The organism is Streptomyces sp. NPDC006140 (genome assembly GCF_040628815.1).
Lineage (GTDB): Bacteria > Actinomycetota > Actinomycetes > Streptomycetales > Streptomycetaceae > Streptomyces.
Genome location: NZ_JBEXTS010000002.1, coordinates 54,242 through 80,091 on the forward strand (window position 1 = coordinate 54,242; position 25,850 = coordinate 80,091).

General features: G+C 73.1%; 24 protein-coding genes and 1 pseudogene. 14 read left to right on the plus strand and 11 right to left on the minus strand.

The annotated features are described in order from the left end of the window. Positions 1-155: 155 nt before the first annotated feature. The 5 genes from fabG to ABZ386_RS05455 all read left to right on the plus strand — a co-directional run bounded on the left by fabG (position 156) and on the right by ABZ386_RS05455 (position 5,051). Positions 156-917: a 3-oxoacyl-ACP reductase FabG gene (gene fabG, locus ABZ386_RS05435; RefSeq protein ID WP_351344947.1), complete on the plus strand. Its 762-nt coding sequence runs from the start codon at positions 156-158 to the stop codon at positions 915-917. A 12-nt stretch (positions 918-929) separates the two neighbouring features. Then, positions 930-1,688 carry an SDR family oxidoreductase gene (locus ABZ386_RS05440; protein ID WP_114250792.1) on the plus strand — a complete coding sequence of 253 codons (759 nt, stop codon included), beginning with the start codon at positions 930-932 and terminating at the stop codon, positions 1,686-1,688. Positions 1,689-1,885: 197 nt separating this feature from the next. Beyond that, the gene (locus ABZ386_RS05445; RefSeq protein WP_351344941.1) at positions 1,886-3,472 is read left to right on the plus strand and encodes an ABC transporter substrate-binding protein; all 1,587 of its coding nucleotides are present in this window, start codon (positions 1,886-1,888) and stop codon (positions 3,470-3,472) included. A 106-nt stretch (positions 3,473-3,578) separates the two neighbouring features. Continuing rightward, complete coding sequence (gene ung / locus ABZ386_RS05450) at positions 3,579-4,262, plus strand: uracil-DNA glycosylase (RefSeq protein ID WP_351344938.1); 684 nt, start codon at positions 3,579-3,581, stop codon at positions 4,260-4,262. A 261-nt stretch (positions 4,263-4,523) separates the two neighbouring features. Further along, entirely contained in the window at positions 4,524-5,051 is a 528-nt protein-coding gene (locus ABZ386_RS05455; protein WP_351344936.1) for a hypothetical protein, read from the plus strand. A gap of 9 nt (positions 5,052-5,060) precedes the next feature. On the opposite strand, the gene ABZ386_RS05460 is transcribed toward ABZ386_RS05455, so the two are convergent. The 3 genes from ABZ386_RS05460 to ABZ386_RS05470 form a co-directional block, all read right to left on the minus strand. After that, positions 5,061-5,585 carry a hypothetical protein gene (locus tag ABZ386_RS05460; RefSeq protein ID WP_358963740.1) on the minus strand — a complete coding sequence of 175 codons (525 nt, stop codon included), beginning with the start codon at positions 5,583-5,585 and terminating at the stop codon, positions 5,061-5,063. A 112-nt stretch (positions 5,586-5,697) separates the two neighbouring features. Next, positions 5,698-6,210, minus strand: a complete 513-nt coding sequence (locus ABZ386_RS05465; protein WP_355720650.1) for a DinB family protein — start codon at positions 6,208-6,210, stop codon at positions 5,698-5,700. Between the two features lie 43 nt (positions 6,211-6,253). Beyond that, complete coding sequence (locus ABZ386_RS05470) at positions 6,254-6,844, minus strand: TetR/AcrR family transcriptional regulator (RefSeq protein WP_358963742.1); 591 nt, start codon at positions 6,842-6,844, stop codon at positions 6,254-6,256. 90 nt (positions 6,845-6,934) lie between these two features. On the opposite strand from ABZ386_RS05470, the gene ABZ386_RS05475 reads away from it, so the two are divergent. Continuing rightward, entirely contained in the window at positions 6,935-8,200 is a 1,266-nt protein-coding gene (locus ABZ386_RS05475; protein WP_356618155.1) for an FAD-dependent monooxygenase, read from the plus strand. After that, the gene (locus ABZ386_RS05480; protein ID WP_355720641.1) at positions 8,172-9,077 is read left to right on the plus strand and encodes a Gfo/Idh/MocA family oxidoreductase; all 906 of its coding nucleotides are present in this window, start codon (positions 8,172-8,174) and stop codon (positions 9,075-9,077) included. Before ABZ386_RS05475 ends, ABZ386_RS05480 begins: the two co-directional genes overlap by 29 nt. On the opposite strand, the gene lnt is transcribed toward ABZ386_RS05480, so the two are convergent. Both lnt and ABZ386_RS05490 read right to left on the minus strand, forming a co-directional pair. Continuing rightward, positions 9,001-10,578 (minus strand): apolipoprotein N-acyltransferase, encoded by a 1,578-nt coding sequence (gene lnt, locus ABZ386_RS05485; RefSeq protein ID WP_358963746.1) that lies wholly within the window; start codon positions 10,576-10,578, stop codon positions 9,001-9,003. The genes ABZ386_RS05480 and lnt overlap by 77 nt on opposite strands. A 68-nt stretch (positions 10,579-10,646) precedes the next feature. After that, complete coding sequence (locus ABZ386_RS05490; RefSeq protein WP_351344918.1) at positions 10,647-11,117, minus strand: nuclear transport factor 2 family protein; 471 nt, start codon at positions 11,115-11,117, stop codon at positions 10,647-10,649. A gap of 93 nt (positions 11,118-11,210) precedes the next feature. Here ABZ386_RS05490 and ABZ386_RS05495 point away from each other — a divergent pair, with 93 nt between their 5' ends. Beyond that, a complete protein-coding gene (locus ABZ386_RS05495) occupies positions 11,211-11,813 on the plus strand; it encodes a DUF4291 domain-containing protein (protein ID WP_356674418.1) in 603 nt (200 codons plus the stop codon). 22 nt (positions 11,814-11,835) lie between these two features. Here the strand turns inward: ABZ386_RS05495 and ABZ386_RS05500 are convergent, their stop codons facing one another. From ABZ386_RS05500 to ABZ386_RS05510, 3 genes are all read right to left on the minus strand, one after another. After that, complete coding sequence (locus ABZ386_RS05500) at positions 11,836-12,015, minus strand: hypothetical protein (protein ID WP_351344912.1); 180 nt, start codon at positions 12,013-12,015, stop codon at positions 11,836-11,838. A 97-nt stretch (positions 12,016-12,112) separates the two neighbouring features. After that, positions 12,113-12,988, minus strand: coding sequence for an undecaprenyl-diphosphate phosphatase (locus ABZ386_RS05505; RefSeq protein ID WP_351344909.1), 876 nt, complete (start codon positions 12,986-12,988; stop codon positions 12,113-12,115). Between the two features lie 159 nt (positions 12,989-13,147). Beyond that, positions 13,148-13,618: a helix-turn-helix domain-containing protein gene (locus ABZ386_RS05510; RefSeq protein ID WP_356500554.1), complete on the minus strand. Its 471-nt coding sequence runs from the start codon at positions 13,616-13,618 to the stop codon at positions 13,148-13,150. Positions 13,619-13,711: 93 nt separating this feature from the next. Between ABZ386_RS05510 and ABZ386_RS05515 the strand changes: the two genes are divergently transcribed. Next, complete coding sequence (locus ABZ386_RS05515) at positions 13,712-14,881, plus strand: thiolase family protein (RefSeq protein ID WP_351344903.1); 1,170 nt, start codon at positions 13,712-13,714, stop codon at positions 14,879-14,881. A 24-nt stretch (positions 14,882-14,905) separates the two neighbouring features. On the opposite strand, the gene ABZ386_RS05520 is transcribed toward ABZ386_RS05515, so the two are convergent. After that, positions 14,906-15,697 (minus strand): TVP38/TMEM64 family protein, encoded by a 792-nt coding sequence (locus tag ABZ386_RS05520; RefSeq protein WP_355720628.1) that lies wholly within the window; start codon positions 15,695-15,697, stop codon positions 14,906-14,908. A gap of 344 nt (positions 15,698-16,041) precedes the next feature. On the opposite strand from ABZ386_RS05520, the gene tuf reads away from it, so the two are divergent. Both tuf and ABZ386_RS05530 read left to right on the plus strand, forming a co-directional pair. Continuing rightward, a complete protein-coding gene (tuf, locus tag ABZ386_RS05525; RefSeq protein ID WP_114250777.1) occupies positions 16,042-17,211 on the plus strand; it encodes an elongation factor Tu in 1,170 nt (389 codons plus the stop codon). A gap of 85 nt (positions 17,212-17,296) precedes the next feature. Beyond that, positions 17,297-18,142: a fused MFS/spermidine synthase gene (locus tag ABZ386_RS05530; RefSeq protein WP_358963750.1), complete on the plus strand. Its 846-nt coding sequence runs from the start codon at positions 17,297-17,299 to the stop codon at positions 18,140-18,142. 36 nt (positions 18,143-18,178) lie between these two features. Here ABZ386_RS05530 and ABZ386_RS05535 read toward each other — a convergent pair whose 3' ends face one another. Then, positions 18,179-19,234, minus strand: a complete 1,056-nt coding sequence (locus ABZ386_RS05535; protein WP_351344891.1) for a hypothetical protein — start codon at positions 19,232-19,234, stop codon at positions 18,179-18,181. A gap of 179 nt (positions 19,235-19,413) precedes the next feature. Here ABZ386_RS05535 and ABZ386_RS05540 point away from each other — a divergent pair, with 179 nt between their 5' ends. Then, on the plus strand, positions 19,414-19,851 hold the full coding sequence (locus ABZ386_RS05540) for a DUF4442 domain-containing protein (RefSeq protein WP_114250774.1): 438 nt from the start codon (positions 19,414-19,416) through the stop codon (positions 19,849-19,851). A gap of 100 nt (positions 19,852-19,951) precedes the next feature. Here the strand turns inward: ABZ386_RS05540 and galU are convergent. Then, positions 19,952-20,889 (minus strand): annotated as a pseudogene (galU, locus tag ABZ386_RS05545) (UTP--glucose-1-phosphate uridylyltransferase GalU). A 316-nt stretch (positions 20,890-21,205) separates the two neighbouring features. Between galU and ABZ386_RS05550 the strand changes: the two are divergent. Together ABZ386_RS05550 and ABZ386_RS05555 are read left to right on the plus strand one after the other, a co-directional pair. Further along, positions 21,206-23,026: a ricin-type beta-trefoil lectin domain protein gene (locus ABZ386_RS05550; RefSeq protein ID WP_358963752.1), complete on the plus strand. Its 1,821-nt coding sequence runs from the start codon at positions 21,206-21,208 to the stop codon at positions 23,024-23,026. A gap of 244 nt (positions 23,027-23,270) precedes the next feature. Next, positions 23,271-25,751 (plus strand): glycoside hydrolase family 3 C-terminal domain-containing protein, encoded by a 2,481-nt coding sequence (locus tag ABZ386_RS05555; protein ID WP_358963754.1) that lies wholly within the window; start codon positions 23,271-23,273, stop codon positions 25,749-25,751. Positions 25,752-25,850: the final 99 nt, after the last annotated feature.

Genomic DNA, 25,850 nt, shown 5'->3' on the forward strand with positions numbered 1-25,850 from the left:
CTGGGCCGTTCGGGTGTTCCGGAGCGCCTCGCCGGGCAGGTCGGGCCGGGTAATGGATCACATGCCGCGCCCGGCCGTTGACACCGCGTGCCAGGGCTTCTAGCGTCACACCCACTGAAGGTACTAAGCGGTCGCTCACCTGAGGAGAAGCAGCCATGTCCACCACTGAGCAGCGGGTCGCCGTCGTCACCGGTGCCGCGCGCGGCATCGGCGCCGCCACCGCCGTACGACTGGCCGCCGAGGGCCGCGCGGTCGCCGTGCTCGACCTCGACGAAGCCGCCTGCAAGGACACCGTCGAGAAGATCACCGCCGCCGGTGGCAAGGCCGTCGCGGTCGGCTGCGACGTCTCCGACGAGGCGCAGGTCGAGGCGGCCGTCGCGCGGATCGTCGAGGAGCTCGGCGCGCCGACGATCCTGGTCAACAACGCGGGCGTGCTGCGCGACAACCTGCTGTTCAAGATGAGCGTCGCCGACTGGGACACCGTCATGAACGTGCACCTGCGCGGCGCCTTCCTGATGTCCAAGGCCTGCCAGAAGCACATGGTGGACGCGGGATTCGGCCGGATCGTCAACCTCTCGTCGTCCTCGGCGCTGGGCAACCGCGGCCAGGTCAACTACTCGGCCGCCAAGGCGGGCCTGCAGGGCTTCACCAAGACCCTCGCCAAGGAGCTCGGCAAGTTCGGCGTCACCGCCAACGCCGTCGCCCCCGGCTTCATCGCGACCGAGATGACCAAGGCCACCGCCGAGCGCGTCGGCATGGGCTTCGAGGACTTCAAGGCCGCCGCCGCCACGCAGATCCCGGTGGCGCGCGTCGGCGAGCCGGAGGACATCGCCAACGCCATCGCCTTCTTCACGGGCGAGGCGGCCGGATTCGTCTCCGGCCAGGTGCTGTACGTGGCCGGCGGACCGCTCGACTAAGGGACGAAGAACATGACTTCCGTGGAACTCTCCGGCAAGGTCGCCCTCGTCACGGGCGCCAGCCGCGGCATCGGCTACGGCGTCGCCGAGGCGCTGATCGCGCGCGGCGACCGGGTCGTCATCACCGGCCGCAACGAGGACGCCCTCAAGGAGGCCGTCGAGCAGCTCGGCGCCGACCGCGCCGTCTACGTGGCGGGCAAGGCGCACGACGAGGCCCACCAGGCCGTCGCCGTCGAGCGCGCGATGGAGGCCTTCGGCCGCATCGACTTCCTGGTCAACAACGCCGGCACGAACCCGGTGTTCGGGCCGATCGCCGACCTCGACCTGAACGTCGCCCGCAAGGTCTTCGAGACCAACGTCGTCTCGGCGCTCGGCTTCGCCCAGAAGACCTGGCACGCCTGGCAGAAGGACAACGGCGGCGCGATCGTCAACATCGCCTCCGTCGCAGGCCTCTCGCCCTCGCCGTTCATCGGCGCGTACGGCGTCAGCAAGGCGGCGATGATCAACCTGACGGTGCAGCTCGCCCACGAGTTCGCGCCCAAGGTGCGGGTCAACGCGATCGCCCCGGCCGTCGTGAAGACCAAGTTCGCCCAGGCCCTGTACGAGGGCCGGGAGGAGGAGGCCGCCGCGGCCTATCCGCTCGGCCGGCTCGGCGTGCCCTCCGACATCGGCGGCGCGGCCGCGTTCCTCACCTCCGAGCAGTCCGACTGGGTCACCGGCCAGACGCTCGTCGTGGACGGCGGCATCTTCCTCAACGCCGGCACCGGCTGACACCGGCGTACGCCCACGTGACACGGGCGCTCCTCGACGCGAGGGGCGCCCGTGTCGGCGTAAAGGCAGCGCAAAGGGAGATGACAACGTAGTCAAAGGTTTATCGATCAAGGAGTCATGTCCGGGGGCGGGTCAGCGGCCACAGCACTGCGGTATGGTCTGCCGACCCTTGGTATGGCAGATCGAGGAGCGTGCGCGTGTTCAACCGGAACCGATGCCTGCGGCGGGTGGCGGCCATCGCGTCCATATCGTCCCTGGTAGGCGGGTGCGGAGTGCTGTCGTCCGACACCCCGGAGGACGATGGGCCGATCGTCATCGGCACCACCAGTGCCCCCAGCACGCTCGACCCTGCCGCCTCCTGGGACAGCTCCTGGGAGCTGTTCCGCAACATCTACCAGACGCTCCTGAGCTATCCGACCGGCGCGACCGAGCCCCAGCCGGACGCCGCAGAGAGTTGCGGCTTCAGCGACTCCTCGAACCAGGTCTACCGCTGCGAACTGCGCGAGGGCCTGAAGTTCTCCAACGGCGACGCGCTCGACGCCCGGGCCGTCAAGTACTCGTTCGACCGGATCCGCAAGATCAACGTCAACGGCGGCCCCGCCGGTCTGCTGGGCAGCCTCGAACGCGTCCAGGCGCCGAACGACCGCGAGGTGATCTTCCACCTCAACAAGCCCGACGCCACGTTCCCGTTCGTGCTCGCCACGCCCGCCATGTCGATCGTCTCCCCGCAGGCCTACCCGGAGGACTCCCTGCGCGAGGGCGAGGACGTCGTCGGCTCCGGGCCGTACACGCTCGACTCCTACGACGAGGGCAAGGAGGCCGTCCTCGTCCGCAACGACTCCTACAAGGGCTTCGCGGAGCGCCGGAACGACGCGGTGACCGTCCGCTACTTCCAGGACTCGGCCGCCATGGTCAAGGCCCTGCGCGACCAGCGGATCGACGTCACCTACCGCGGTCTGGCCGCCGGCGACGTCGTCGACCTCCAGAGCAAGACCTCCAAGGAGGAGGAGATCCAGCTCGTCGAGGGCACCGGCACCGACATCAACTACCTGGTGTTCAACCCGAAGGACTCCTGGGCCAACAAGAAGGCCGTGCGCCAGGCCATCGCGCAGGTCGTCGACCGGGCGGCGATCGCCCACAAGGTCTACAAGGACACCGTCGACCCGCTGTACTCCATGGTCCCCAAGGGCCTCACCGGCCACACCACGGGCTTCTTCGACGACTACGGCGACCCGGACGTGGGCAAGGCCCGCAAGATCCTCACCCAGGCGGGCATCAACCAGAAGGTCCCGCTCACCTTCTGGTACACGAGCGACCGCTACGGCTCCGAGACCGCCGCCGAGTTCAAGGAGCTGGAGCGCCAGCTGGAGGACTCCGGCCTGTTCACGATCAGCCTCAAGAGCCGCCCCTGGAAGACCTACGTCGAGGGTTACCAGAAGGGTGAGTACCCGGTGTTCGGGCGTGGCTGGTTCCCCGACTTCCCGGACGCCGAGAACTTCATCGCGCCGTTCGTCGGCGAGCAGAACGCCCTCGGTACGCCCTACCCGGCCCCCGAGATCACCGGCGAGCTGCTGCCCCGGTCGCGCCGGGAGAGCGACCGCGCGAGCGTGGAGAAGGAGTTCGAGGAGGCCCAGCGGATCCTGGTGGACGACGCGCGGCTGCTGCCGCTGTGGCAGGGCCGGCAGTATGTGGCGGCCAGCCGGGACGTCTCGGGCGCCGAGCGGGCCCTGGACCCGTCGACGATCATGATGATGTGGGAGCTGCACCGCAAGACCGCCTGGTAGGCGGCGGCGGACATCCGGCTTTCCCTCCGGCTTCCCGGAGCGCGTTGTCAGTGGTCGCCGGTAGGTTCTGAGGCCTGAAGTGACCGCACATCGTGAGGACGTTGACGTGACCGACATCGCCATGCTGCCCGAGTCCTGGCGCGGGGTTCTGGGTGACGAGCTGCAGCAGCCCTGGTTCAAGGAGCTGACGGAGTTCGTCGAGGAGGAGCGGGCGAAGGGTCCCGTCTACCCGCCGCGCGAGGAGGTCTTCGCGGCGCTGGACGCCACGCCGTACGACCGGGTGAAGGTCCTGATCCTCGGCCAGGACCCGTACCACGGCGAGGGCCAGGGCCACGGGCTGTGCTTCTCGGTCCGGCCCGGGGTGCGCATCCCGCCGTCCCTGCGCAACATCTACAAGGAGATGCACGAGGAGCTGGGCACGCCGATCCCGGACAACGGCTACCTGATGCCCTGGGCGCGGCAGGGCGTGCTGCTGCTCAACGCGGTGCTCACGGTCCGGGCCGGGGAGGCCAACTCCCACAAGGGCCGGGGCTGGGAGAAGTTCACCGACGCCGTGATCCGGGCCGTGGCCGAGCGGCCCGACCCGGCGGTGTTCGTGCTGTGGGGGAACTACGCGCAGAAGAAGCTCCCGCTGATCGACGAGTCGCGGCACGTGGTGGTCAAGGGCGCGCACCCCTCGCCCCTGTCGGCGAAGAAGTTCTTCGGTTCCCGTCCGTTCACGCAGATCAACGCGGCGGTGGCGGCGCAGGGGCACGAGCCGATCGACTGGACGATCCCGAACCTGGGCTGACGGACGATCCCGAACCCGGGCTGACGGCGACGGCCGGTGGCCGGCGGCCGGGGCGACACGGCGGCAGGCCCGCCGACCGGCGTCGGACACCGGCCGTACGACCCGATCACCGACCGTATGGCCCCGAACACCAGCCGTACGGTCCGAACGTCGGCCGTACGGCCCCGAACAGCCCGGTGGCGCGCGGAGCGGCCTGAGCCGGATCGCCCCCGCCTGCGGTTAGCGTCGGGGAGGACAGCGGGCGAGGGCGCGGAGGGCGTGGTGGTCGAGCGACAGGGGCAGGCGGCGCCGGACGCCGTGCTGACGCGGATCGGGCAGGTCGTGATGCTGCACCACGCGGGGGACCGGGAGGAGGCCCGGCACCGGTTCCTGGACCTGTGGGCGGAGATCGGGGAGCACGGCGACCCGCTGCACCGCTGCACCCTCGCCCACTACCTGGCCGACACCCAGGACGACCCCGCGGACGAACTGGCCTGGGACCTGCGCGCGTTGACGGCGGCGGAGGAGATCACCCAGGACGGGCCCGCGGGCGGGGCAGGGGCGGTCGCGGTGCGCGCCTTCTACCCCTCCCTGCACATGAGTCTGGCGGCCGACTACGCCGGGCTCGGCGACCGGGACGCCGCCCGGACCCATCTGCGGCGGGCCAGGGGAGCGGCCGCCGCCCTCACCGACGACGGCTACGCGGCGGGTGTGTGGGCGGCGATCCGGCGGCTGGAGTCCCGGCTGGGAGAAGGCGGCGGGGAGCCCGGCGGAGGGACGTGGGGGAGGCCGCCGAGGCAGCGGCCGTGACGGAGCCGGTCACCGCCCGTAGGTGTCCTGGCAGATGGTCGCCTCCGGGCTGTCGGCCCGCCACCCGCCGTAGCGCCTGCCCAGCGCGCACACGTCCGTGCCGCCCGGGACGTTCTGGTGGACGTCCTGCCGCACCGACTCCGGGACGTCGGGGAGTCCCGGGCGTGGCCGCTGCGGGCCGCGCGGGGCGGGTTCCGGGCGGTCCGGGCGTTCCGGCCGGGCGGGACGCGGACGGTCGGCGCGGGGGCCGGCCGCCGGCCGGCCCCGCTCGGGCGAGGCCGCCGCGGGGGTGCTCACACGGGATTCGGACGGGGTCGGCTCCGGGCGGCGGGACTCCTCGATGAGTTGCAGGGCCTCCTGGGCCGGGGCCTGCACGATCTGCGTCGCCGCCTGCCCCGCCGTCTGCGGCGCCGACGGCCTGGACGGTCCCGTCGGCGGCCCGGGGACGGGAGGATGCTGGACGGTCACGCAGCCGGTCAGGGCCGAGACAGCCACGGTCACCAGGAGCGTCGCGGTGGTCGTCGTTCGATGCACCCGCGCCACTCTGGTCCGTCCGGCCGGGGGCGGTCCGGCGGACAGGCGGAGGATGCCCCGCACGGGTGATCTCCCGCCCCGTACGGAGGGCGTCGGCGGGCCGCGGGTGACGTCAGTCGCCGGTCGAGCCGTCGACGCGCTCGCGGATCAGGTCGGCGTGGCCGTTGTGCCGGGCGTACTCCTCGATCATGTGGGTGTAGATCCACCGCAGGTTGAACTTCTCTCCGGTGCGCCGGTGCCCGCCCTGGGAGAGGTCGTCCAGGCCGAACCGGGCCGCGTTGCGCCGGGCCGTCTCGATCTCGGACTGCCAGGTGGCGTACGCCTCCTGGTAGGTGTCCGCCTCGGTCAGGTGGAACTCGCCGTCGCGGTCCTCGTCGCTCCAGTAGAGGGGCGCCGCGTCCTCGTCCATCAGCACCCGGCGGAACCAGCTCCGCTCCACGTCCGCCATGTGCCGCACCAGCCCCAGCAGGGACAGGTCGGAGGGCTCCACGGCGGCGGACCTGAGCTGCTCGTCGCTCAGGCCCTCGCACTTCCACGCGAGGGTCTGCCGGTGGAACTCCAGCCAGCCCTCCAGCATGGTGCGTTCGTCGGCGGTCGTGTCAGGCATACGGCGTTCGGTCGTCATGGCTGCCATCCTTCCCCCGTGACCCCTGCCGGACCACCGGATTTCAGGGGCCGAGCATGCCGTCCAGCAGTTCCCGCAGCCCGGCCCGCACCTCCTCCAGGCTCGGCGCCTCGGCGCTGAACGACCCGGCCACGCAGCTGAACATCAGCCCGTCCGCCCAGGCGATCAGGGACAGGGTGTGCCGGGCCGGGTCCGTCGAGCCCAACCCGGTGACCAGGGCGGCCAGTTGCTCGCGGAAGCGGGCGCCCGTCGCGTCGAAGTACGCCCGCAGCTCGGGGCGGCGCGTCGCCTCCAGCGCCAGTTCGTAGCGGGCGAGGGTCAGTTCGCGGTGGCGCGTCAGGGCGCGGTGGGCGGCCAGGGCCAAGGCGTCCGCCAGGGGGCCGGCGCCGGCGTGCGGGTCCGGCATCTCGTGCAGCGCCAGCACCCGCGCCTCGCGGTCGGCCAGGCGGCGCACCGCCAGCTCCAGCAGGGCCTGCCGGGTCCGCGCGAGGTTCGAGGTGGAGCCCTGGGGGAGTCCGGCCGCCTCGTCCACTGCCCGGTGCGTCAGTCCGCGCATCCCGCGCTCGGCGAGCAGGGCGAGGGCGGTGTCGGCGACGAGGTCGGAGCGGGAGGGACCGGTGGTGCGTACGGACATGCCGTTCACGCTACCCGCCCCACTACGACTGTAGTAACCTCGAACGGGTCACTACAGCTGTAGTGACAGTGGCCGGACCGAGGAGGAGCCATGGCACAGTCGGGCGACGTCGTCGTGATCGGCGGCGGAATCGGAGGCCTGACCGCGGCGGCCGCCCTGCACCTGCGCGGCCGGCAGGTCACCGTGCTGGAGCGCGCCCCCTCGCTGGAGCCGGTCGGCGCCGCCATCTCCCTCGCCCCCAACGCCCTGCGCGCGCTGGACGTCATCGGCCTCGGCGACGAGATCCGCGACCTCGCCGCCTGGACCGGGGACGGCGGCCTGCGCACACCGTCCGGGCGGTGGCTCGCGCGCTCCTCCGCCGACGCCGCCGCCGAGCGCTTCGGCGGCCCGCTCGTGCTGCTGCACCGCGCCACCCTCATCGAGCGCCTGGCCGCCCTGCTCCCGCCCGGCGCCGTCCGCACGGACACCGCCGCCACCCTCGCCGACTGCGGAGACCGCGACCGGCCGGCCCGCGTCACCACCGCCGACGGCGAACTGGAGGCCGACCTGGTGGTGGGCGCCGACGGTGTCCGGTCCGCCGTACGCCCCGCGCTCTTCCCCGCCCACCCGGGCCCCGTCTACTCCGGCTTCACGACCTGGCGGGTCGTGATCCCGGTCCCCGGCGCCGACTTCGCCTCGCACGAGACCTGGGGCCGGGGCCGTATCTGGGGCACGCACCCGCTCAAGGACGGCCGTGTCTACGCCTACGCCGCCGCCGTGGCCCCGGCCGGCGGACGGGCGGCGGACGACGAGCGGGCGGAACTGCTGCGCCGCTACGGCGACTGGCACGACCCCATCCCCGCCGTCCTCGCCGCCGCCCGCCCCGAGGACGTCCTGCGCCACGACGTCCACCACATCGCCGAGCCCCTGCCCGCCTACCACCGCGGCCGGGTCGCCCTGGTCGGCGACGCCGCGCACGCCATGCCCCCGACCCTCGGCCAGGGCGGCAACCAGGCCATCGAGGACGCGATCGTCCTCGCCTCCTGCCAAGCCCCCGGCAGCGCCGGAGCAGCCGGGACCCCCCTCCGCGACGACCTCCCCGCCTACACCGCCGCCCGGCTGCCCCGTACGACGGCCATCGCGCGCCAGGCCGTCAGGGTCTCCCGCCTCAACCTCATGACCAGCCGCGTCGGCACCGCCGTCCGCGACACGGCCATGGCCGCGCTGTCGAAGGCCGGGCCCGCGCTGTTCCTGCGGAGCTTCGACGGCATCGCCGACTGGCGGCCGCCGCGGCCGCCGTATGCTTCCGAGCAGACCCCGGCAGGCAACCACCCAAGGAGCGCACGACGTGAAGGTCGGCTGCATCGGACTCGGTGACATCGCGCAGAAGGCCTACCTTCCGGTCCTCGCTTTCCAGCCCGGCGTCGAGCTGCACCTGCAGACCCGCACCCCCGCCACGCTCGACCGGGTCGCCGACGGGCTGCACCTCCCGCCGGAGCGGCGGCACACCACCCTCGACTCCCTCCTCGCGGCGGACCTCGACGCCGCCTTCGTGCACGCGCCCACCCTCGTCCACCCGGAGATCGTGACGCGGCTGCTGGAGGCGGGCGTTCCGACGTACGTCGACAAGCCGCTCGCCTACGAACTCGACGACTCGGCGCGGCTGGTGGCGCTCGCCGAGGAGCGGGGCGTGAGCCTGGCCGTCGGCTTCAACCGGCGCTTCGCCCCCGGCTACACGCAGTGCGCCGACCATCCGCGCGAGCTGATCCTGATGCAGAAGAACCGCATCGGCCTGCCGGAGGAACCGCGCGCGATGATCCTCGACGACTTCATCCACGTCGTCGACACCCTGAGGTTCCTGGCGCCCGGCGCGATCGACGACGTCACCGTGCGCGCCCGCGTCCGGGACGGCCTGCTGCACCACGTGGTGCTCCAGCTCGCCGGGGACGGCTTCACCGCGCTCGGCGTGATGAACCGGCTCAGCGGTTCGGCCGAGGAGATCCTGGAGGTGTCCGGGCAGGACACCAAGCGGCAGGTGGTCAACCTCGCCGAGGTCGTCGACCACAAGGGTCAGCCGACCGTGCGGCGGCGCGGGGACTGGGTGCCGGTGGCCCGGCAGCGCGGCATCGAGCAGGCGGTGCTGGCGTTCCTGGACGCCGTGCGGGTGGGCAAGGTGCTCAGCGCCCGGGACGCGCTGGAGACCCATGAGCTGTGCGAGCGGGTCGTACGCGCGGTTCAGGAGCCGACCGCCTGAGCCGCAGGGTCCGTACGCCCTCGCCGGCGGCCCAGGCGGCGAGGATCAGCAGGGCCGCGTGCACGGTCCAGTCGCCGAGGCGGACGTAGGGCGTGGTGCCGTGGGCGAGGGGGATCTCGTAGACCTGCGCGGCGGACGCGTCCGTCCCGAGCCACGGGCCGACGCGCTGTCCGCTCGGGCCGTAGACCGCGGAGACGCCCGTCAGGGTCGAGTGCACCATCGGGCGGCCGGTCTCGGCGGCGCGCAGCGCGGCGAGCGTGGCGTGCTGCTCGGGGGCCCAGCTGCCCTGGAACGTGGACGTCGACGACTGGCCGATCAGCACGTCCACGCCCTCCTTGGTGAGGTGGCGGGTCATGTCCGGGAAGGCGGTCTCGAAACACACCATGGGGCCCGCCCGCAGACCGCCGTCGCCGACGTTCATCACGACCGGCTGGGAGCCGCGCCTGCGGTCCTCGCCGGCGGCCTTGCCGACGGAGGTGGCCCAGCCGAGCAGGGAACGGGCCGGGACGTACTCGCCGAAGGGCACGAGCCGCATCTTGTCGTAGCGCTGACCGGTCAGGCCGTCCGGCCCGACCAGGACGGAGCTCTTGTAGATCCCGGGCTTGTCGGAGCGCCGGGCGTCCACGTTGACCAGGATGTCGGCGTTCGTCGCGCGGGACAGGTCCGCGAGCCGCCGGGCGAGGTCGGGGCGGTCCCCGAGGTCGAAGCCGACGCTGCTCTCGCCCCACACGATCAGGTCGACGTCCTGCCCGGCGAGCCGCCGGGTGAGCTGCTCCTCGCGGGCGAACCGGCGGTCCCCGCTGTCCGGGCCCCCGATGACGCCCGGCTGGACGACGGCGATCCTGACCTGGCCGTCGACGGCGGGGCGGGGCGCGAAGGCCCAGGCGGCGCAGGTGGCGACGGCCGTGGCGACGAGCCCCGTCACGGCGGTCACCCGGGCCCGGCGGACCGCGACGAGGACGGCGACCGCGACGTTGAGGGCCACCAGCAGGAAACTGATCAGCCACACCCCGCCGACGGAGGCGAGCCGCAGCGCCGGTTCGACCTGCCACTGACTGCTGCCGAGCATGCCCCACGGCCCGCCCAGGCCCTGCCAGGAGCGGACCAGCTCGATCGCCAGCCAGCCCGACGGCAGCACCACGAGTGCGGCCGCGATCCGGCTGAGCGAGGGCACCCCGGCCAGCAGGCGGCGCACCAGCCAGCCCCAGGGGCCCCACAGCGCGCCGAGCAGCGCGGCGATGACGAACGTGAACACGTGCAGGAACGGCATTAGCCAGTGGTGCATGGCCAGCATGAAGCCGAAGCCGCCGCACCAGCCCTCGTACAGCGCCCGTTTCCCGGTGGGGGCGGTCCGCAGCAGCAGGAGCCACGGCACCAGGGCGACGTAGGCCCACCACCACAGGGACGGGGCGGGAAAGGCAAGGACGGGCAGGGCGCCCGCGACCGCCGCGGCGGCCGAGCGCCGCCAGGGGGAGGCGAGCCAATGGCCGAGCGTCTTCATAGGCGCCTCCTACCCGCGGATGCCTCCAGTGTGCGTCCTGCGGACGATCTAGGACAGAGGACGCCGGGTCAGTTGACCACAGGTGCCGCCCGCCGCTCGGGAAGGCGTCGCCACTTCTCCCGGACGACCACCTCGCTCAGCCGCCAGCCGGCGTCGGTGCGCAGCAGGGCGAAGGCGTACCGGCCGCCGCACACGAAGTCCGGCGCGGGCCCTTCGGTGGCCATGGGGTTGACGTAGTCGGCCTGGACCTGGGCCGTGTCGCCGGTGTCGTGTTCCCAGACCCCGAACCGGACCCGCCGGTTGACGATCAGGTGCTGGCGCGTCGGGAACCGCCGCATGTTCTCGGCGAGCCACGCGGCGACCGCCCCGGCCTCGCCCTCGATACCGCCGGCCGACCGGTAGTCCGCCCGCCCCTGGGGGGCGAACAACCCCCGGTACGCTTCCCAGTCCCCGTCGTCGACCGCCACCGCGTAGTCGGTGACCAGTGAGTCGACGGCCAGCCGGTCCCTCACGGTGGCGAGCTCCACGCGCTGCGTCATCGGCTCAGTGTTGGGCATGGGAGGGGCCGAGTGAAGAGCCGTGCGGTGATATTCGGTGGCCGCCGAGGGGCATCCGGGCCGAGCCTGTCCCTCATGAACGACCAGAACGAACCGAGATTCCGGGTCCGCGCCCGCCACACCGAGTCCACGCTCACCGTGTACCAGGCCTACCGCCCGGAGATCGGCGGCCCCGCGGCCCGCGACGGCCGCTTCCCGTCGACCTGGAAGCGGGAGCGCATGACGTGGATCAAGCCGTCGTTCCTGTGGATGATGTACCGCTGCGGCTGGGGCACGAAGGAGGGCCAGGAGACGGTTCTGGCGATCGAGATCAGCCGCGAGGGCTTCCACTGGGCGCTGCGCCACGCCTGTCTGTCCCACTACGTGCCCGCCCTGCACGGTGACCGGGCCGACTGGAAGCGGCAGTTGAGGCAGGCGCCGGCCCGGGTGCAGTGGGATCCGGAGCGGGATCTGCGGCTGAATCCGCTGCCGCACCGGTCGCTCCAGCTGGGGCTCGCGGGGGAGGCGGCGGTCCGGTACGCGGACGAGTGGATCGTGGGGATCGAGGACGTCACGCCGCTCGCGGCGGAGGTCCGGGGGCGGGTGCGGTCGGGTGAACTCGGCGCGGCTGCCGCGCTGTTGCCCGAGGAGCGGCCCTACGACCTCGACGACGAGGTGCTGGCGCCTCTGCGCGCCTGAGGGCCGGGACGGGGGTCGCCGGTCAGGCCGCCTCGACGACGCCGCCGCGGATCGCGGCGGCCCACTCGACGACCAGCAGCTCGTACTCCGCGCGCTCCTCGGCGGACAGGGTGCCGCCCGTGCGCAGCCAGAGCGCACGGATCTCGTCGTTCACCTCGGCAGCGGACCGCACGGAACCAGGGTTCACGTAATCGGGGGACATGCCGACAAGCCTAGGGGCAGCCACTGACAGGCCGCTACCGGACGGCTACCCGATCGGTATGCGGTTGGTCACGAGACCCCGGTCACAGGGGGCCGGGTCAGCCCGCCGACTCGGCCGCGTGGGGGCTCAGGGCACCCATGCTGACCAGGGCGATGATGACGATGCCGAGCGCGATGCGGTAGTAGACGAACGGCATGAAGCTCTTGGTCGAGATGAACTTCATGAACCAGGCGATCACCGCGTAGCCGACCGCGAAGGCGATGACCGTGGCGAAGATCGTCGGGCCCCAGGAGACGTGGCCGCCCTCCGTCGCGTCCTTGAGCTCGAACAGGCCGGAGGCGAGCACCGCGGGGATGGCGAGCAGGAAGGAGTAGCGGGCCGCGGCCTCGCGCTTGTAGCCCATGAACAGGCCGCCGCTGATGGTGGCGCCGGAGCGGGAGACGCCCGGGATGAGCGCCATGGCCTGGCAGACGCCGTAGATGAGGCCGTCGCGGACGCCCAGGTCCTCCAGGGCCTTGCGCTGCTTGGGGGCGCGGTGGCGGCCGCCGCTCTCGTCGCGTGCCGCGAGCCGGTCGGCGACGCCGAGGACGATGCCCATGCCGATCAGCATCGTCGCGGTGATCCGCAGGTCGCGGAAGGGCCCCTCGATCTGGTCCTTCAGCGTCACGCCGAGCACACCGATCGGGATCGAGCCGACGATCACGAGCCAGCCCATCCGCGCGTCGGGGTCGCTGCGCAGCGCCTTGTTCGTGAGCGACCGCGTCCAGGCCGAGAGGATCCGTCCGATGTCCTTGCGGAAGTAGATCAGCACGGCGGCCTCCGTGCCGATCTGCGTGATCGCCGTGAAGGCCGCACCCGGGTCCTCCCAGCCCGAGAAGGCCGCCGTCAGGCGCAGGTGCGCGCTGGAGGAGACGGGCAGGAACTCGGTCAGCCCCTGGACGAGTCCGAGGATGAGTGATTCGAACCAAGACATGAGGTAGCGGAGTCCAAGTGCCGATCGTGGGACGGACGACGGGCACACCGGGCCGCCGTTGCGACGAACGGGGGATCATGTGTGCCGAGGGGGAAGCGTAGCGCCCCTCGGCGGCCGCCCCGACACAGGGGTTTGGAAGCGGCCACGGAGCGGCGGTGATCAGGCCGCCGTCGGTCCGGTGACGGCCCAGCCGGGCGCCTGCGGGCGGGCCGTGAGGTCCTCGTGGCGCACCTCGTCGCCGCAGGCCCGGCAGGTGACGGCCGGGGCGAGCGGCCGGCCGCAGGAGTGCTCCACGACCATCGGGCGGTCGCCGTCCGCGCGGAGGTGGCGGTCCCCCCACGCCATGAGGGTCAGCAGCACCGGCTCCAGCTCCAGGCCCGCCTGCGTCGGCCGGTACTCGAAGCGCTGCGGGCGCTCGCTGTAGGGCCGCTTGGTCAGGATCCCGGCGTCCACGAGCCGGCGCAGCCGCGTGGCGAGGATGTCGCGCGGGGCGCCGATGTTGCGCACCAGCTGGTCGAACCGGCCGTTGCCGAGGCACACCTCCCGCAGCACGAGCAGGGAGTACTTCTCCCCGACGAGCGCCAGGGTGTCGGCGATGGAGCAGGGGCGGGGATCTTTGCTGGCGGCCATGAAGCCCAGTCTAGGAGAGGGTTGGATTTTCCAACCCTGCGGGATACCGTGAGTTTGGATTTCCTACTCACTGGTAGCCGTGGAGGCCCGCTCATGCGTGACGCAGTGATCGTCGAAGCCGTACGCACCCCGATCGGCAAGGGCAAGCCCAACGGCGCCCTCGCGCACGTCCACCCCGTGGAACTGCTCGCCCACACCCTGCGCGCGCTCGTCGAGCGCTCCGGCGTCGACCCGGCGCTGATCGACGACGTCATCGGCGGCACCGTCGACCAGGTCGGCGAGCAGGCCATGAACACCACCCGCTACGCCGTCCTGTCCGCGGGCTTCCCGGAGTCGGTGCCCGCGACCACCGTGGACCGCCAGTGCGGCTCCTCCCAGCAGGCCGTGCACTTCGCGGCCCAGGGCGTCCTCTCGGGCGCCTACGACCTCGTCGTGGCCTGCGGGGTGGAGTCGATGAGCCGGGTGCCGATGTGGTCGAACGTGCCGGAAGGCAAGGACCCCTTCGGGCCCGGGGTCGGCGAGCGCTACCCGGAGGGGCTCGTCCCGCAGGGCGTCAGCGCCGAGCTGATCGCCGCCAAGTGGTCGATCGGCCGCGAGCAGCTGGACGCCTTCGCGGTCTCCTCCCACCAGAAGGCCGCCGCGGCCTGGGAGAACGGGCTCTTCGACGCCGAGGTCGCGCCCCTGGAGGGCGTCACGCGCGACGAGTGCGTACGGCCCGGCAGCTCCACCGACGTCCTCGCCGGGCTCAAGCCCGCCTACTACGACCCCGGCTTCGCCGAGCGCTTCCCGCAGATCGAGTGGAACATCACGGCCGGCAACGCCAGCCCCATCAACGACGGCGCCTCGGCGGTGCTCATCACCTCCAGCGAGACGGCGGCCCGGCTCGGGCTGCGCCCCCTCGCCCGGCTGCACAGCTTCGCCGTCACCGGCTCCGACCCGCTGCTGATGCTCACGGGCGTCGTCCCGGCGACCGAGAAGGTGCTGCGCCGGGCGTCACTGACCCTCGACGACATCGACCTGTTCGAGGTCAACGAGGCGTTCTCCAGCGTCGTCCTGGCCTGGCAGCAGGAGACCGGAGCCGACCTCGGCCGGGTCAACGTCCACGGCGGCGCCATCGCGCTCGGCCATCCGCTGGGCGCGAGCGGCACCCGGCTGACGACGACCCTCGTGCACGCCATGCGGGAACGGGGTGCCCGGTACGCGCTCCAGACCATGTGCGAGGCGGGCGGGCTCGCCAACGCCCTGGTGCTGGAACGGGTGTGAGCGGTGGGCGGGTGTAACGGTTCGTCAGAGGCGGCGCAGCTGGTGCCGCTTGCGCCAGGCCACCACCACACCCGCCAGCGCCGGCAGGGCGATGCAGGCCAGCGCGATCAGGAAGGCCGGTGACGTCGGCGTCGAGGCACGGGCGCCGGCGACCACGTAGGCGGCGGTGTTCGGGATCGAACCGAGGCCGGTGGCCAGCAGGAAGGGCAGCAAACCCATGCGGGAGACGGCGGCACAGTAGTTCGCGGCCCAGAACGGCACCCCGGGGAACAGCCGCACCGCCAGCATCGAGCGGAAGCCGTGCCGGCTGAGCTGGCCGTCCGCCGCCTTCAGCCAGCGCCCGCGCAGCAGCGGCCGCAGGGCCTCCTGCCCCAGCGCCCGGCCCAGGCAGAAGGCGATCCCGGCGCCGAGCACCGTGCCCGCCAGGGCCACGCCGAGGCCGACCTGCGAACCGAACAGGGCGCCCCCCGCGAGGTTCAGCAGCGGCCTCGGTACGAACGCCACGGTGCACACCCCGTACGCCACCGCGAACACCAGCGCCGCGGCGGCTCCGCTCAGCTGGGGCGGCCAGCCCTGCGTCAGCAGCCGCTGGGGCTCGAACAGCAGCATCGTGCAGGCGGCCCCGGCGAGCAGGGCGACGAGCAGCGACAGCCGCGACCACGGCGAGAGCAGAACTCTCGTGCAGCGGGCGGCGAAACCGGTGGGTGCGGCGGGCGAGGCGGTCGTCGCCGGGGAAGCGGCGACGGCGAGCTCCGCGGTGGCGGCCCGGGGAGAGGCCGTGGCGGTGCCCCCAGAGCGGGTGGTGGCATCGAGCATCCGGTGACACTAACCGACAAATGGGTGTGATCGCCGTATGGTTCGTCTCACCAGCGTCACGGGAACCCGGCCGCACCCCCTGTACGCAGGGCGGACGAAAACCATTCGACGTGGGGTAAAGCGTCGGCAATGATCGGCCTCATGTTCCGGCACGCCTTCGCCCTCGCAGCATCCGTGGTCACGGATGCCCCGAAGGCTGCCGTCGTCGTTCTCACGGCCGTCGCGGACGGCGCCCGAAGCTGACCCTCTCCGGTTCGTCCGGCGGACCCCGCAAGGGGAGGGTCGGGCAGTTCCTCGGGGTCCCACTTCCTTCTTCCGTCGACCAGACGCTTCGAGGTACCGCCATGTCCAAGACGGCCTACGTCCGTACGAAACCGCATCTCAACATCGGCACCATGGGTCATGTCGACCACGGCAAGACCACCCTGACCGCCGCCATCACCAAGGTCCTCGCCGACCGCGGCACCGGCGCGTTCGTGCCGTTCGACCGGATCGACCGGGCGCCCGAGGAAGCGGCGCGCGGCATCACCATCAACATCGCGCACGTCGAGTACGAGACCGACACCCGGCACTACGCGCACGTAGACATGCCGGGCCACGCCGACTACGTCAAGAACATGGTCACCGGCGCCGCGCAGCTGGACGGTGCGATCCTCGTCGTCTCGGCGCTGGACGGGATCATGCCGCAGACCGCCGAACACGTCCTGCTCGCCCGGCAGGTGGGCGTCGACCACATCGTGGTCGCCCTCAACAAGGCCGACGCGGGCGACGAGGAGCTGACCGACCTGGTCGAGCTGGAGGTACGCGACCTGCTCACCGCGCACGGCTACGGCGGTGACTCCGTGCCCGTCGTACGCGTCTCGGGGCTGAAGGCGCTCGAGGGGGACCCGCGGTGGACGGCGTCGATCGAGGCGCTGCTCGACGCGGTGGACACCTACGTGCCGATGCCGGAGCGGTATGTGGACGCGCCGTTCCTGCTGCCGGTGGAGAACGTGCTGACCATCACCGGCCGGGGGACCGTGGTCACCGGTGCGGTGGAGCGGGGCGTGGTGCGGGTCGGGGACAAGGTCGAGGTGCTCGGGGCCTCGGTCGAGACGGTGGTCACGGGACTGGAGACCTTCGGCAAGCCGATGGAGGAGGCGCAGGCCGGGGACAACGTGGCGTTGCTGCTGCGGGGGGTTCCCCGGGACGCCGTCCGGCGGGGGCATGTCGTGGCCGCGCCGGGGAGCGTGGTGCCGAGCCGTCGCTTCACCGCGCAGGTGTATGTGCTGTCGGCGCGGGAGGGCGGTCGTACGACGGCTGTCTCCAGTGGGTACCGGCCGCAGTTCTACATCCGTACGGCGGATGTGGTGGGGGTCGTCGACCTCGGTGAGGCGGCGGTGGCCCGGCCTGGTGACACGGTGGTCATGGCCGTGGAGCTGGGGCGGGACGTGCCGTTGGAGGCGGGGCTCGGGTTCGCCATCCGTGAGGGTGGGCGGACTGTGGGGGCCGGGACCGTGACCGTGGTGGGCTGAGGTGGTGGGGGGCTGCCGGCCGTCCTGGGCTGGTCGCGCAGTTCCCCGCGCCGCTCGACGGCGTCGTCCCACGCACAATGGAGGGGTGAAGGAAGCCATTCCCGTCGCCCGGACCGTCGATCACGGGTTCGCCAAGCTCATGCCCGACATCGACCGGGACCGGGCCTGGCTGCTGACCGTCGACGGGGCGCCGCAGTCGTACGTCGATCTGGACGACCCGACGCACCTGGAGTTCGAGTACGCGCGGCGGCTCGGGCACGTGCTGGACGTCGCGGCCGAGCCGGGGCGGGCGCTGGACGTGGTGCACCTCGGCGGCGGGGCGCTCACGCTGCCCCGGTACGTGGCCGCGACGCGGCCGGGGTCCCGGCAGGACGTCGTGGAGGCCGACCGGGGGCTGCTGGAGCTGGTGGCCGAGCAGCTGCCGCTGCCCGAGGGGGCCCGGGTCGCGCTGCACGCGGCGGACGCGCGGGCCTGGGTGGAAGGCGCGGCCGCCGGGTCCGCCGACGTCGTCGTCGCCGACGTCTTCGGCGGGTCCCGGGTGCCCGCCCACCTCACGTCCGTCGCCTACGTGGAACAGGCCGCGCGGGTGCTGCGGGGGAGCGGGGTGTACCTCGCCAACCTTCCCGACGCCGCGCCGTTCGCTTTTCTGCGGTCGCAACTCGCCACCCTCGCGACCGTGTTCGAGGAACTCGTGCTGATCGCCGAGCCGGGGGTGCTGCGGGGGCGGCGGTTCGGCAACGCCGTGCTCGTCGCCGGGCACCGGCCCGTCGACGTCGCCGCCCTGACCCGCCTCATGGCCGCCGACGCCTTCCCGGCCCGGGTCGAACACGGCGCCGCGCTGCGGGAGTTCATCGGCGGGGCGCGGCCGGTGCGGGACGAGGAGGCGGTGCCGTCACCCGAGCCCCCCGACGGGGCGTTCGGCATCGGCTGAGGGGCGCTCGGCGGCGCCCTTCGCCACCCTTCCGGTTCAGCCGCCGGTCGGCTCCCCGTGCAGCCGGACCGTGCTGAGGATCTTCAGGATCGTCTCCTTGGGCACTTCCTCCTTGACGCCCTTGGCGCCGAAGAAGCTCCACGCGACGAAGTCACCGGCCGAGTTCTTGAAGCCGAAGGTGACCGCCTTGCCGTCGCTCGCGCACTTGCCCTTGTCGGGCGTGTTCTCCGACCAGGCCCAGGCGACACTGCCCTTCACACCCGAGGCGGTGGTGTACGGCTTGGCCTTCTCCTCGGTCTTGACGCTCTTCTTGTCCGGCTGCGTGTAACCGCCGTACACCCACCAGGCCACCTGGTTGAGCGCGACCTCATCGGTGTTCTTGGCGCCGTCGGCGCCCTTGGTGCCCGCGCCGGCCAGTGACTCGCTCTCGGTCCTGCCGTCCTTGTTGTCGTCGCTCGTGCACCACTTGGACTTGTAGAACGCCGGTGCCGACATGATGATGAGCGGCTTGCCGTCGTCGGACTTCTCGTCCTCGAAGAAGACGGACGACTTCGGGGACGCCACCTCCCAGTCCGCCGGGACGTCGAAGGCCGTGCCCCACTTGGGGTTGACGACGACCTTCCAGCCCTTGACCGTGGGCTGCTCCTCCTCGCCGCCGCGGGGGTTGTCGCCCGTGGCGGGTGGGCTGGGCTCCGGGGCCGAGGGGCTCGCCGACGCCTTGGCGTCCTTGCCGCCGCCGTTCGCGGTGTCGTCCTTGTCCCCGCCGAGCACCAGGAAGCCCGTGACGCCGGCCGCCACGACCACCGCCGTGGCGGCGATGATCGCGACCAGCTTCGTCCGGTTGCCGCCGCCACCGCCCTGCGGGGGCTGCGGCGCGCCGGCCGGCGCGGGGGCGCCCCACTGCGGCTGCGGGGGTTGCGGGGGCTGCGGCGGTTGCTGCCCATAGGGGTTGGGCTGCTGGTATCCCGGCTGCTGATGCTGCTGGTACCCCGGCTGCTGATACGGATTCGGCTGCTGGTACCCCGGCTGCTGGTACGGGTTGTTCGCTTGCGGGTTCTGCTCGCCCCCGGGCGGCTGCTGTCCTGGCCACATGGGCAGCAACCCTAGCCGCGCTCCGGACACGATTCGGTCACCGCCCGTGGACGGAGAGGTAGCGGTGCGGGGACGGCCCGGAGCGGGCCGGTGCGCGGCGGGCCGGTGCGGCGGTCGTCACACGGGCCTGGTCAGCCGTCTCTACTCGTGAGTAACATGCGGCCATGAGCGCAGACCAGATGTCCATCGGCGAGATGCTCGCCGCCACGGTGCCGATGGCCCGGACCCTGAACCTCGAGTTCCTCGAGACCACGCCGGAGCGGGCCGTGGTGTCGCTGCCGGACCAGAGCGAGTACCACAACCACGTGGGCGGCCCGCACGCCGGTGCGATGTTCACGCTCGGCGAGTCCGCGAGCGGGGCGATCGTGCTGGCCGCGTTCGGGGACCAGCTCTCGCGTGCCGTGCCGCTCGCCGTCAGCGCCGAGATCGCCTATAAGAAGCTGGCGATGGGCGCCGTCACCGCCACCGCCACCCTCGGCCGCCCGGCCGCCGAGGTCGTCGCCGAACTGGACGCCGGTGAGCGGCCGGAGTTCCCGGTGGCCGTCGCCATCCAGCGCGCCGATGGTGCCGTGACGGGGGAGATGACGGTGGTGTGGACGCTGCGGCCCAACGGCTGATCGGCTGTCGCGGATGAGTGAGATGGCCGTGGTGTGGACGCGGCAGTCCAAGGGCTGATCCGCTGTCGCGGGTGCGGAGCCCCGGCCGGGTGCCGGGGCTTCACGCGTCTCGGGCCGCGATGTCCCGCCGCGCCGGGCACGCGTCGTCCAGCCCGGCGACGAACCCCTTGAGCCACGCCGTGAACTCCGGCCCCAGGTCGGGCCGTTCGCAGGCCAGCCGGACGACCGTGGCAGGTAGTCGGCCTTGTCGCCGGTGTCGTAGCGCTGCCCCTTGAAGACGACTCCGTGCACTGTGCCGCCGGCGGCCAGTTCCTGGAGGGCGTCGGTCAGCTGGATCTCGCCGCCGCGGCCCGGCGGGCTGCGCTCCAGGACGCCGAAGACGTCCGGGTCGAGCGCGTAGCGCCCGAACACGGCGTAGCGGCTCGGCGCGCTGTGCGGGGCCGGCTTCTCGACCAGGCCGGTGACGCGGACGACGTCCTCCTCGCCGGTCGGCTCGACGGCGGCGCAGCCGTAGAGGTGGAGCTGCTCCGGCGGGACCTCCATCAGGGCGACCACGCTGCCGAGCCGGCGGTCGCGGACGTCGAGCATGCGGCCGAGCAGGGTCTCGCGCGGGTCGATCAGGTCGTCGCCGAGGAGCACCGCCAAGGGCTCGTCGCCGACGTGCCGGCGGGCGCACAGCACGGCGTGGCCGAGGCCGAGCGGGTCGCCCTGCCGGATGTGGTGGATGCTCGCCAGCCGCGCCGGGTCGCGCACCGCGTCCAGCCGCGCGCTGTGACCCTTGGTCGCGAGGGCCTGCTCCAGCTCGAAGGCGTGGTCGAAGTGGTCCTCGATGGCCCGCTTGTGCCGGCCCGTGACCATCAGGAAGTCGTCGAGTCCCGCCGCTGCCGCCTCCTCGACGACGTACTGGATGGCCGGCTTGTCGACGACCGGCAGCATCTCCTTGGGGGTCGCCTTCGTGGCGGGCAGGAAGCGGGTGCCGAGACCGGCGGCCGGGACGACCGCCTTGCGGACGCGGCGGGCGGGGGCGGAAGAGCGCACCGAGAGGCATCTGGGAGAGCCCTGGGGGGTCGGAGATTTCGTGGACCAATCGCCTGTGTACGCACACAACTCGAAGCCCTGACCGGCGGCGTTTTCGAAAGCCGGTGCGGATACCGGCGGTAACATATCTGAATTCGCCGCGTTTTGAACTTGGGTCATCCGAACTCCTTGTTACCTGTCAGTCGTATGTGCGAAAGTGAGCCGCCTCACAGCCGAGTCCGCAGCTGACGCGGCACAGGTATGCACCAATCACCCACCTGCTTTCCGACGGACGCGCAATTCGCCTGCCGTCCTGCGGCTGGAAGGAAATGGTTCCGTGCAATCCCCCTACCCCCCACGCCCGCCGTACCCGCCGCGCCCCGGAGCGAGGCCCGCGGAGTCCGACCGCAATCTCCTCGCCCGGGTGGGCGAGCCCGGTGAAGGCCCGCGCGCCGTCGCGCTGTTGCTGGCGCGGCACTGGCGGGCGGTCTACGAGTACGCCGTCATCTGTCTGGCCTCCTCGGCGGATTCCGCGTCGATGGCGGCCGCCGCCGCGTTCCGCCGGGAACTCGCCCTGCCGGGCGGCGGCGCACTGCGCCCGCGCCTGCTCGCGGCCGTGCGGGACACGGTCGGGGAGTGGGCGGCCGACGACGGCATTTCCGGAGTACTGCCGGAACTCCGCAAAACCGTCGGCGCCCGCGGTCTGCGCGCCGCCCGGTCCGTGACACCCGAAAGGCGGCGCCTCGCCGAGCGCGCATTCCGGGCCCTTCCGGGAGCTTCCCAATGCCTGCTCTGGCACACCGAGGTGGAGGCCGAGCCCATATCCGTACCGGCCGGTCTGCTGGGCGTGGACGCCGGTACCGCCTCGGCCGCGCTGGAGCAGGCGCGCGAGCAATTCCGGGCGGGATGCGTGCGGGCGCACCGGGAACTCGCGCCGACGCGGGAATGCCGCTACTACAACCGGCTGCTGGATGTTCCGATGCGCCGCGGCGGGGCCTTGCTGCCGGATGTGCAACGCCATCTCATGGCCTGCCGCTACTGCCGGCACGCCGCCGAGCAACTCAGCCATTTCGAGGGCGGTTTGGAGGACCTGCTCGTCGAGACCGTGCTCGGCTGGGGCGCCCGCCGCTACCTCGCGTCACGGCCGGGCCGCGACGGGGGCCAGGGCGCCCTGACGGCCGGTGGCCGCCATCGCCTCCGGGCCCGTGCGCTGCCGGCCGGCGGACGCCCCGGGACGCCGAGACGGCACACGAAGGCGCTGGCCGCCGCGATCGGGGTGACCTCCCTCGTGCTGCTCGCGACGCTGCTCGCCGCCCGGGGCTGGTCGGAGGAGGGCGGTACGGCCGGCCCTCAGGCCACCTGGGGAGCGGTCAGCGGCCACTCCGTCGACCCGGACGCCGGGGGTTCCTCGTCCGCGGAGCCGTCCTCGGCCGGCGCGCCCTCGGCCGCCTCCGCGGGCAGCCCCGCCGAAGTGGCCCGCGGGCGGCTGCGCAACCTCGACGCCGGGCTGTGCCTCGACGTCCGGGGCGGCCGGGGCCGGGCCGACACCCGCGTCGTGCTGGCCGCCTGCTCCACCGGGTCCCCGCAGTGGTCGTACCAGGACGACGGCCTGCTGCGCAGCGCCGCCGACCCCACCCGCTGCCTCGACTCCGACCCGGCGGCGGGCTCGGTCGTCCTGGCCGGTTGCCTGGTGCACGCCGGAGTCGTGCGCTACGACCTGACCGTGCGCGGCGAACTCCTGCCCCGCGCCGGCAAGGGGCTGGCCGTCGCCCCCGGCAAGGGCCGGAGCGTGATCGTCACCGGGCGCGACGGCTCCGCCGCCCAACGCTGGGCGCTGGAACCGGCGATCGCCCCCGAGAACAGCGGACCGTCCCGGAAGAACCGCACCCAGGACGCCCCTCCTAAGACCCGGCCGGAGCAGAGCCCCCCGTACGCCGACGCCCCGCCCGGGCAGCGTCCCGAGCCACCGCGGACCACACCCGAGGGACCGCCGCCCGAGCGGTACGAGACGCGTGTCGCACAGGTGGGGTGCTGCGGTGAGGCGGAGCCGGAGCCGGTCCCCGACGCCGCGGGCGGGCCCGGCACCGACGTACTCGGCGCCGCACCCGCCACCGTGACCGACGCCGTGACGTCGCTCCACTCGGCTGTGCTGCGGTAGGGCGGGGCGCAGGGCGGGAGGGGCGCGCCGGGCCCGCGCCTCTGCCGTGCTGCGGTCGTCGCGCGGGCCCGCCCACCGTCGGCCGCCCGCGCGACCTCTTCGGGCCGCAGGGCGGGAGCGGCGCGCGCCGGGCCTTCGCCTCACCCGTCCGGGTGAGGCGCCGCCTCTTCCCGGGGCGAGGTTCACCCGCCCCGCCGGTGGTGTCCGGCGGGGTGCCGCGTCGGCCTGGCCCATAGTGCGTGCCATGACCGACACCGTCCCCCGCTTCCCCCGGCGCTCCGCCCTGCGCCTGCTCGGTGGTGCGATCGCCGTCGCCGCGGCGGCCACCGGTGGCCCCACCGCGCCGCCCCGTGCCCACGCGCGGGACGGCGACGCCCCGGCCGCGGGCGCCCGCGTCGACGCGCTGCTCGCCCGGCTCACCCTCGACGAGAAGATCTCCCTGCTGCACGGCGCCACCGACCCGCGCCCGCTCGGCCAGGCCGGCTACCTGCCCGGAGTGGAGCGCCTCGGCATCCCGCCGCTGCGCCTCGCCGACGGTCCGGCCGGTGTCCGTGTCACCCGGCACGCCACGGCCCTGCCCGCCCCCGTGATGCTGGCCTCCGCCTTCGACCCCGCACTGGCCCGGCGCTACGGCCAGGTCATCGGACGGGAGGGCCGCGCCCTCGGCCAGGACGTGCTGCTGTCCCCGATGGTCAACCTCATCCGCACCCCGTACGCCGGCCGCAACTTCGAGACCTTCAGCGAGGATCCGCTGCTCTCGGCCCATCTGGTCGCCGCCGAGATCGAGGGCATCCAGGGCGAGGGACTCATCGCGACCGTCAAGCACTTCGCGCTGAACAACCAGGAGCACGACCGCATGTCGGTCGACGTACGCGTCGACGAGCGGACCCTGCACGAGACGGAGCTGCGCGGCTTCGAGGCGGCCGTCGCGGCCGGCGCCGGCGCGGTGATGGGCGCGTACAACAAGGTCAACGGCACCTTCGCCTGCGAGAACACGGCCCTGCTCACCGGCGTCCTGCGCGAACGGTGGGGCTTCACCGGCTGGGTCATGAGCGACTGGTCCGCCGTCCACAGCACGCGCGAGGCCCTCCTGGCGGGCCTCGACATGGAGATGCCCGACGGCACCCACTTCGGCACGCCACTCGCCTCGGCCGTGCGCGACGGCGGCGTGCCCGCGTCGTACGTCGACCGGGCCGTCCGCCGCGTCCTGGGCGTCATGGACCGCTTCGGGCTGCTCGACGGCACCACCCCGTCCCGCCCGGACCCCGACGCGCGGGCGGGCGCGGCCGTCGCACGCGAGGTCGCCGAGGCCGGTGCCGTCCTCCTGCGCAACGAGCACGGGACGCTGCCCCTGGCCGGCGGCACGAGCGTGGCGGTGATCGGGCCGACCGGTGCCCGGCCCCTGGTCAGCGGCGGAGGCAGCGCCCACGTCGTGCCCGAACACGCCGACAGCCCCCTGGACGCCCTGCGGCCGCGCGCCGCACGGGTGACGTACGCGCTCGGCGAGGACGTCTTCGGCCGACCGGTCCCCGCGAGCGCGCTCGACCCCGGCTTCGACACCGAGGCACAGCATGTCGAGGCCGGCCGGACCTGGACGTACGACGGCACCCTCACCGTCACGGACCCCGAGGAGTGGACCTTCGTCCTGCACTACTCCGGCACGCCCCCGCTCCGCCCGAAGGTCCGGCTCGACGGCGAGGAACTGTTCCCTCTGACGCCCGGCTGGAACGAGTACTTCACCGGCGGCCTGCTCACCCACGCCGACGACGGCCTGTCCGTGCGCCGCAAGGCCCTGAAGCTCGCCAGGGGCGCGCACCGGCTGACGATCACCGCCCCGGGCGGGGACACCGGCCAGCTGTTCCGGCTGCGCCGCATCACCGCCGCGACCCGGGCCGACGACGTCGCCGAGGCCGTACGGGCCGCCCGAGCCGCCCGGGACGTCGTCCTCTTCGCCTACGAGGACGCCATCGAGGGCCAGGACCGCACCACCATCGCCCTGCCCGGCAACCAGGAGCGGCTGATCGAGGCCGTGACGGCGGCCAACCCGCGCACCACCGTCGTCCTCAACACCTCGTCCGCCACCTCGATGCCGTGGCTGGAGCGCACCGGGGCCGTGCTCCAGATGTACTACCCGGGCCAGGAGGGCGCCGCCGCCACCGCCGCCCTCCTGTACGGCGACCGCGACCCCGGCGGCCGCCTCACCCAGAGCTTCCCGGCCGACGACGACCACCACCCGGTGGCCGGCGACCCGCGCCGCTACCCGGGCGTCGACGGCACCGAGGCCTACGCGGAGGGCATCCACGTCGGCCACCGCTGGTACGACGCCGAGGACGTGCGGCCGCTGTTCCCCTTCGGCCACGGACTGTCCTACACGTCCTTCGCCTACGCGGACCCGGACGCGCGCTGGAGGGCCGACGGCCTCGACGTCGCCTTCACGGTCCGCAACACCGGGCGGCGCGACGGCGTGGACGTGCCGCAGGTGTACGCGGGGCCCTCCCCGGACCTCCCGCTCGACCAGCCCGTACGCGTGCTGGCCGGGTACCGGCGGCTCGCGCTGCGGGCGGGGGAGGAGCGGCGCGTCACCGTGCACGTCGAGCCGCGCGCGCTGTCCTCCTGGGACGCGGAGGCCCACGACTGGGTGCTCGGCACCGGAGTGCGCGCCCTGTGGATCGGGGCGTCCTCACGGGACCTGCGGCTGCGGACGAGCGTACGGGTGGGCGGCTGACCCGCGCGACCGCCGAACAGCGGCGCGGCGCACGGCCGGGAGGCGCCGGGCATCGAACCGGAACAGACTGGTACTCCTCCTGAGGCCGTCGCAGAACCC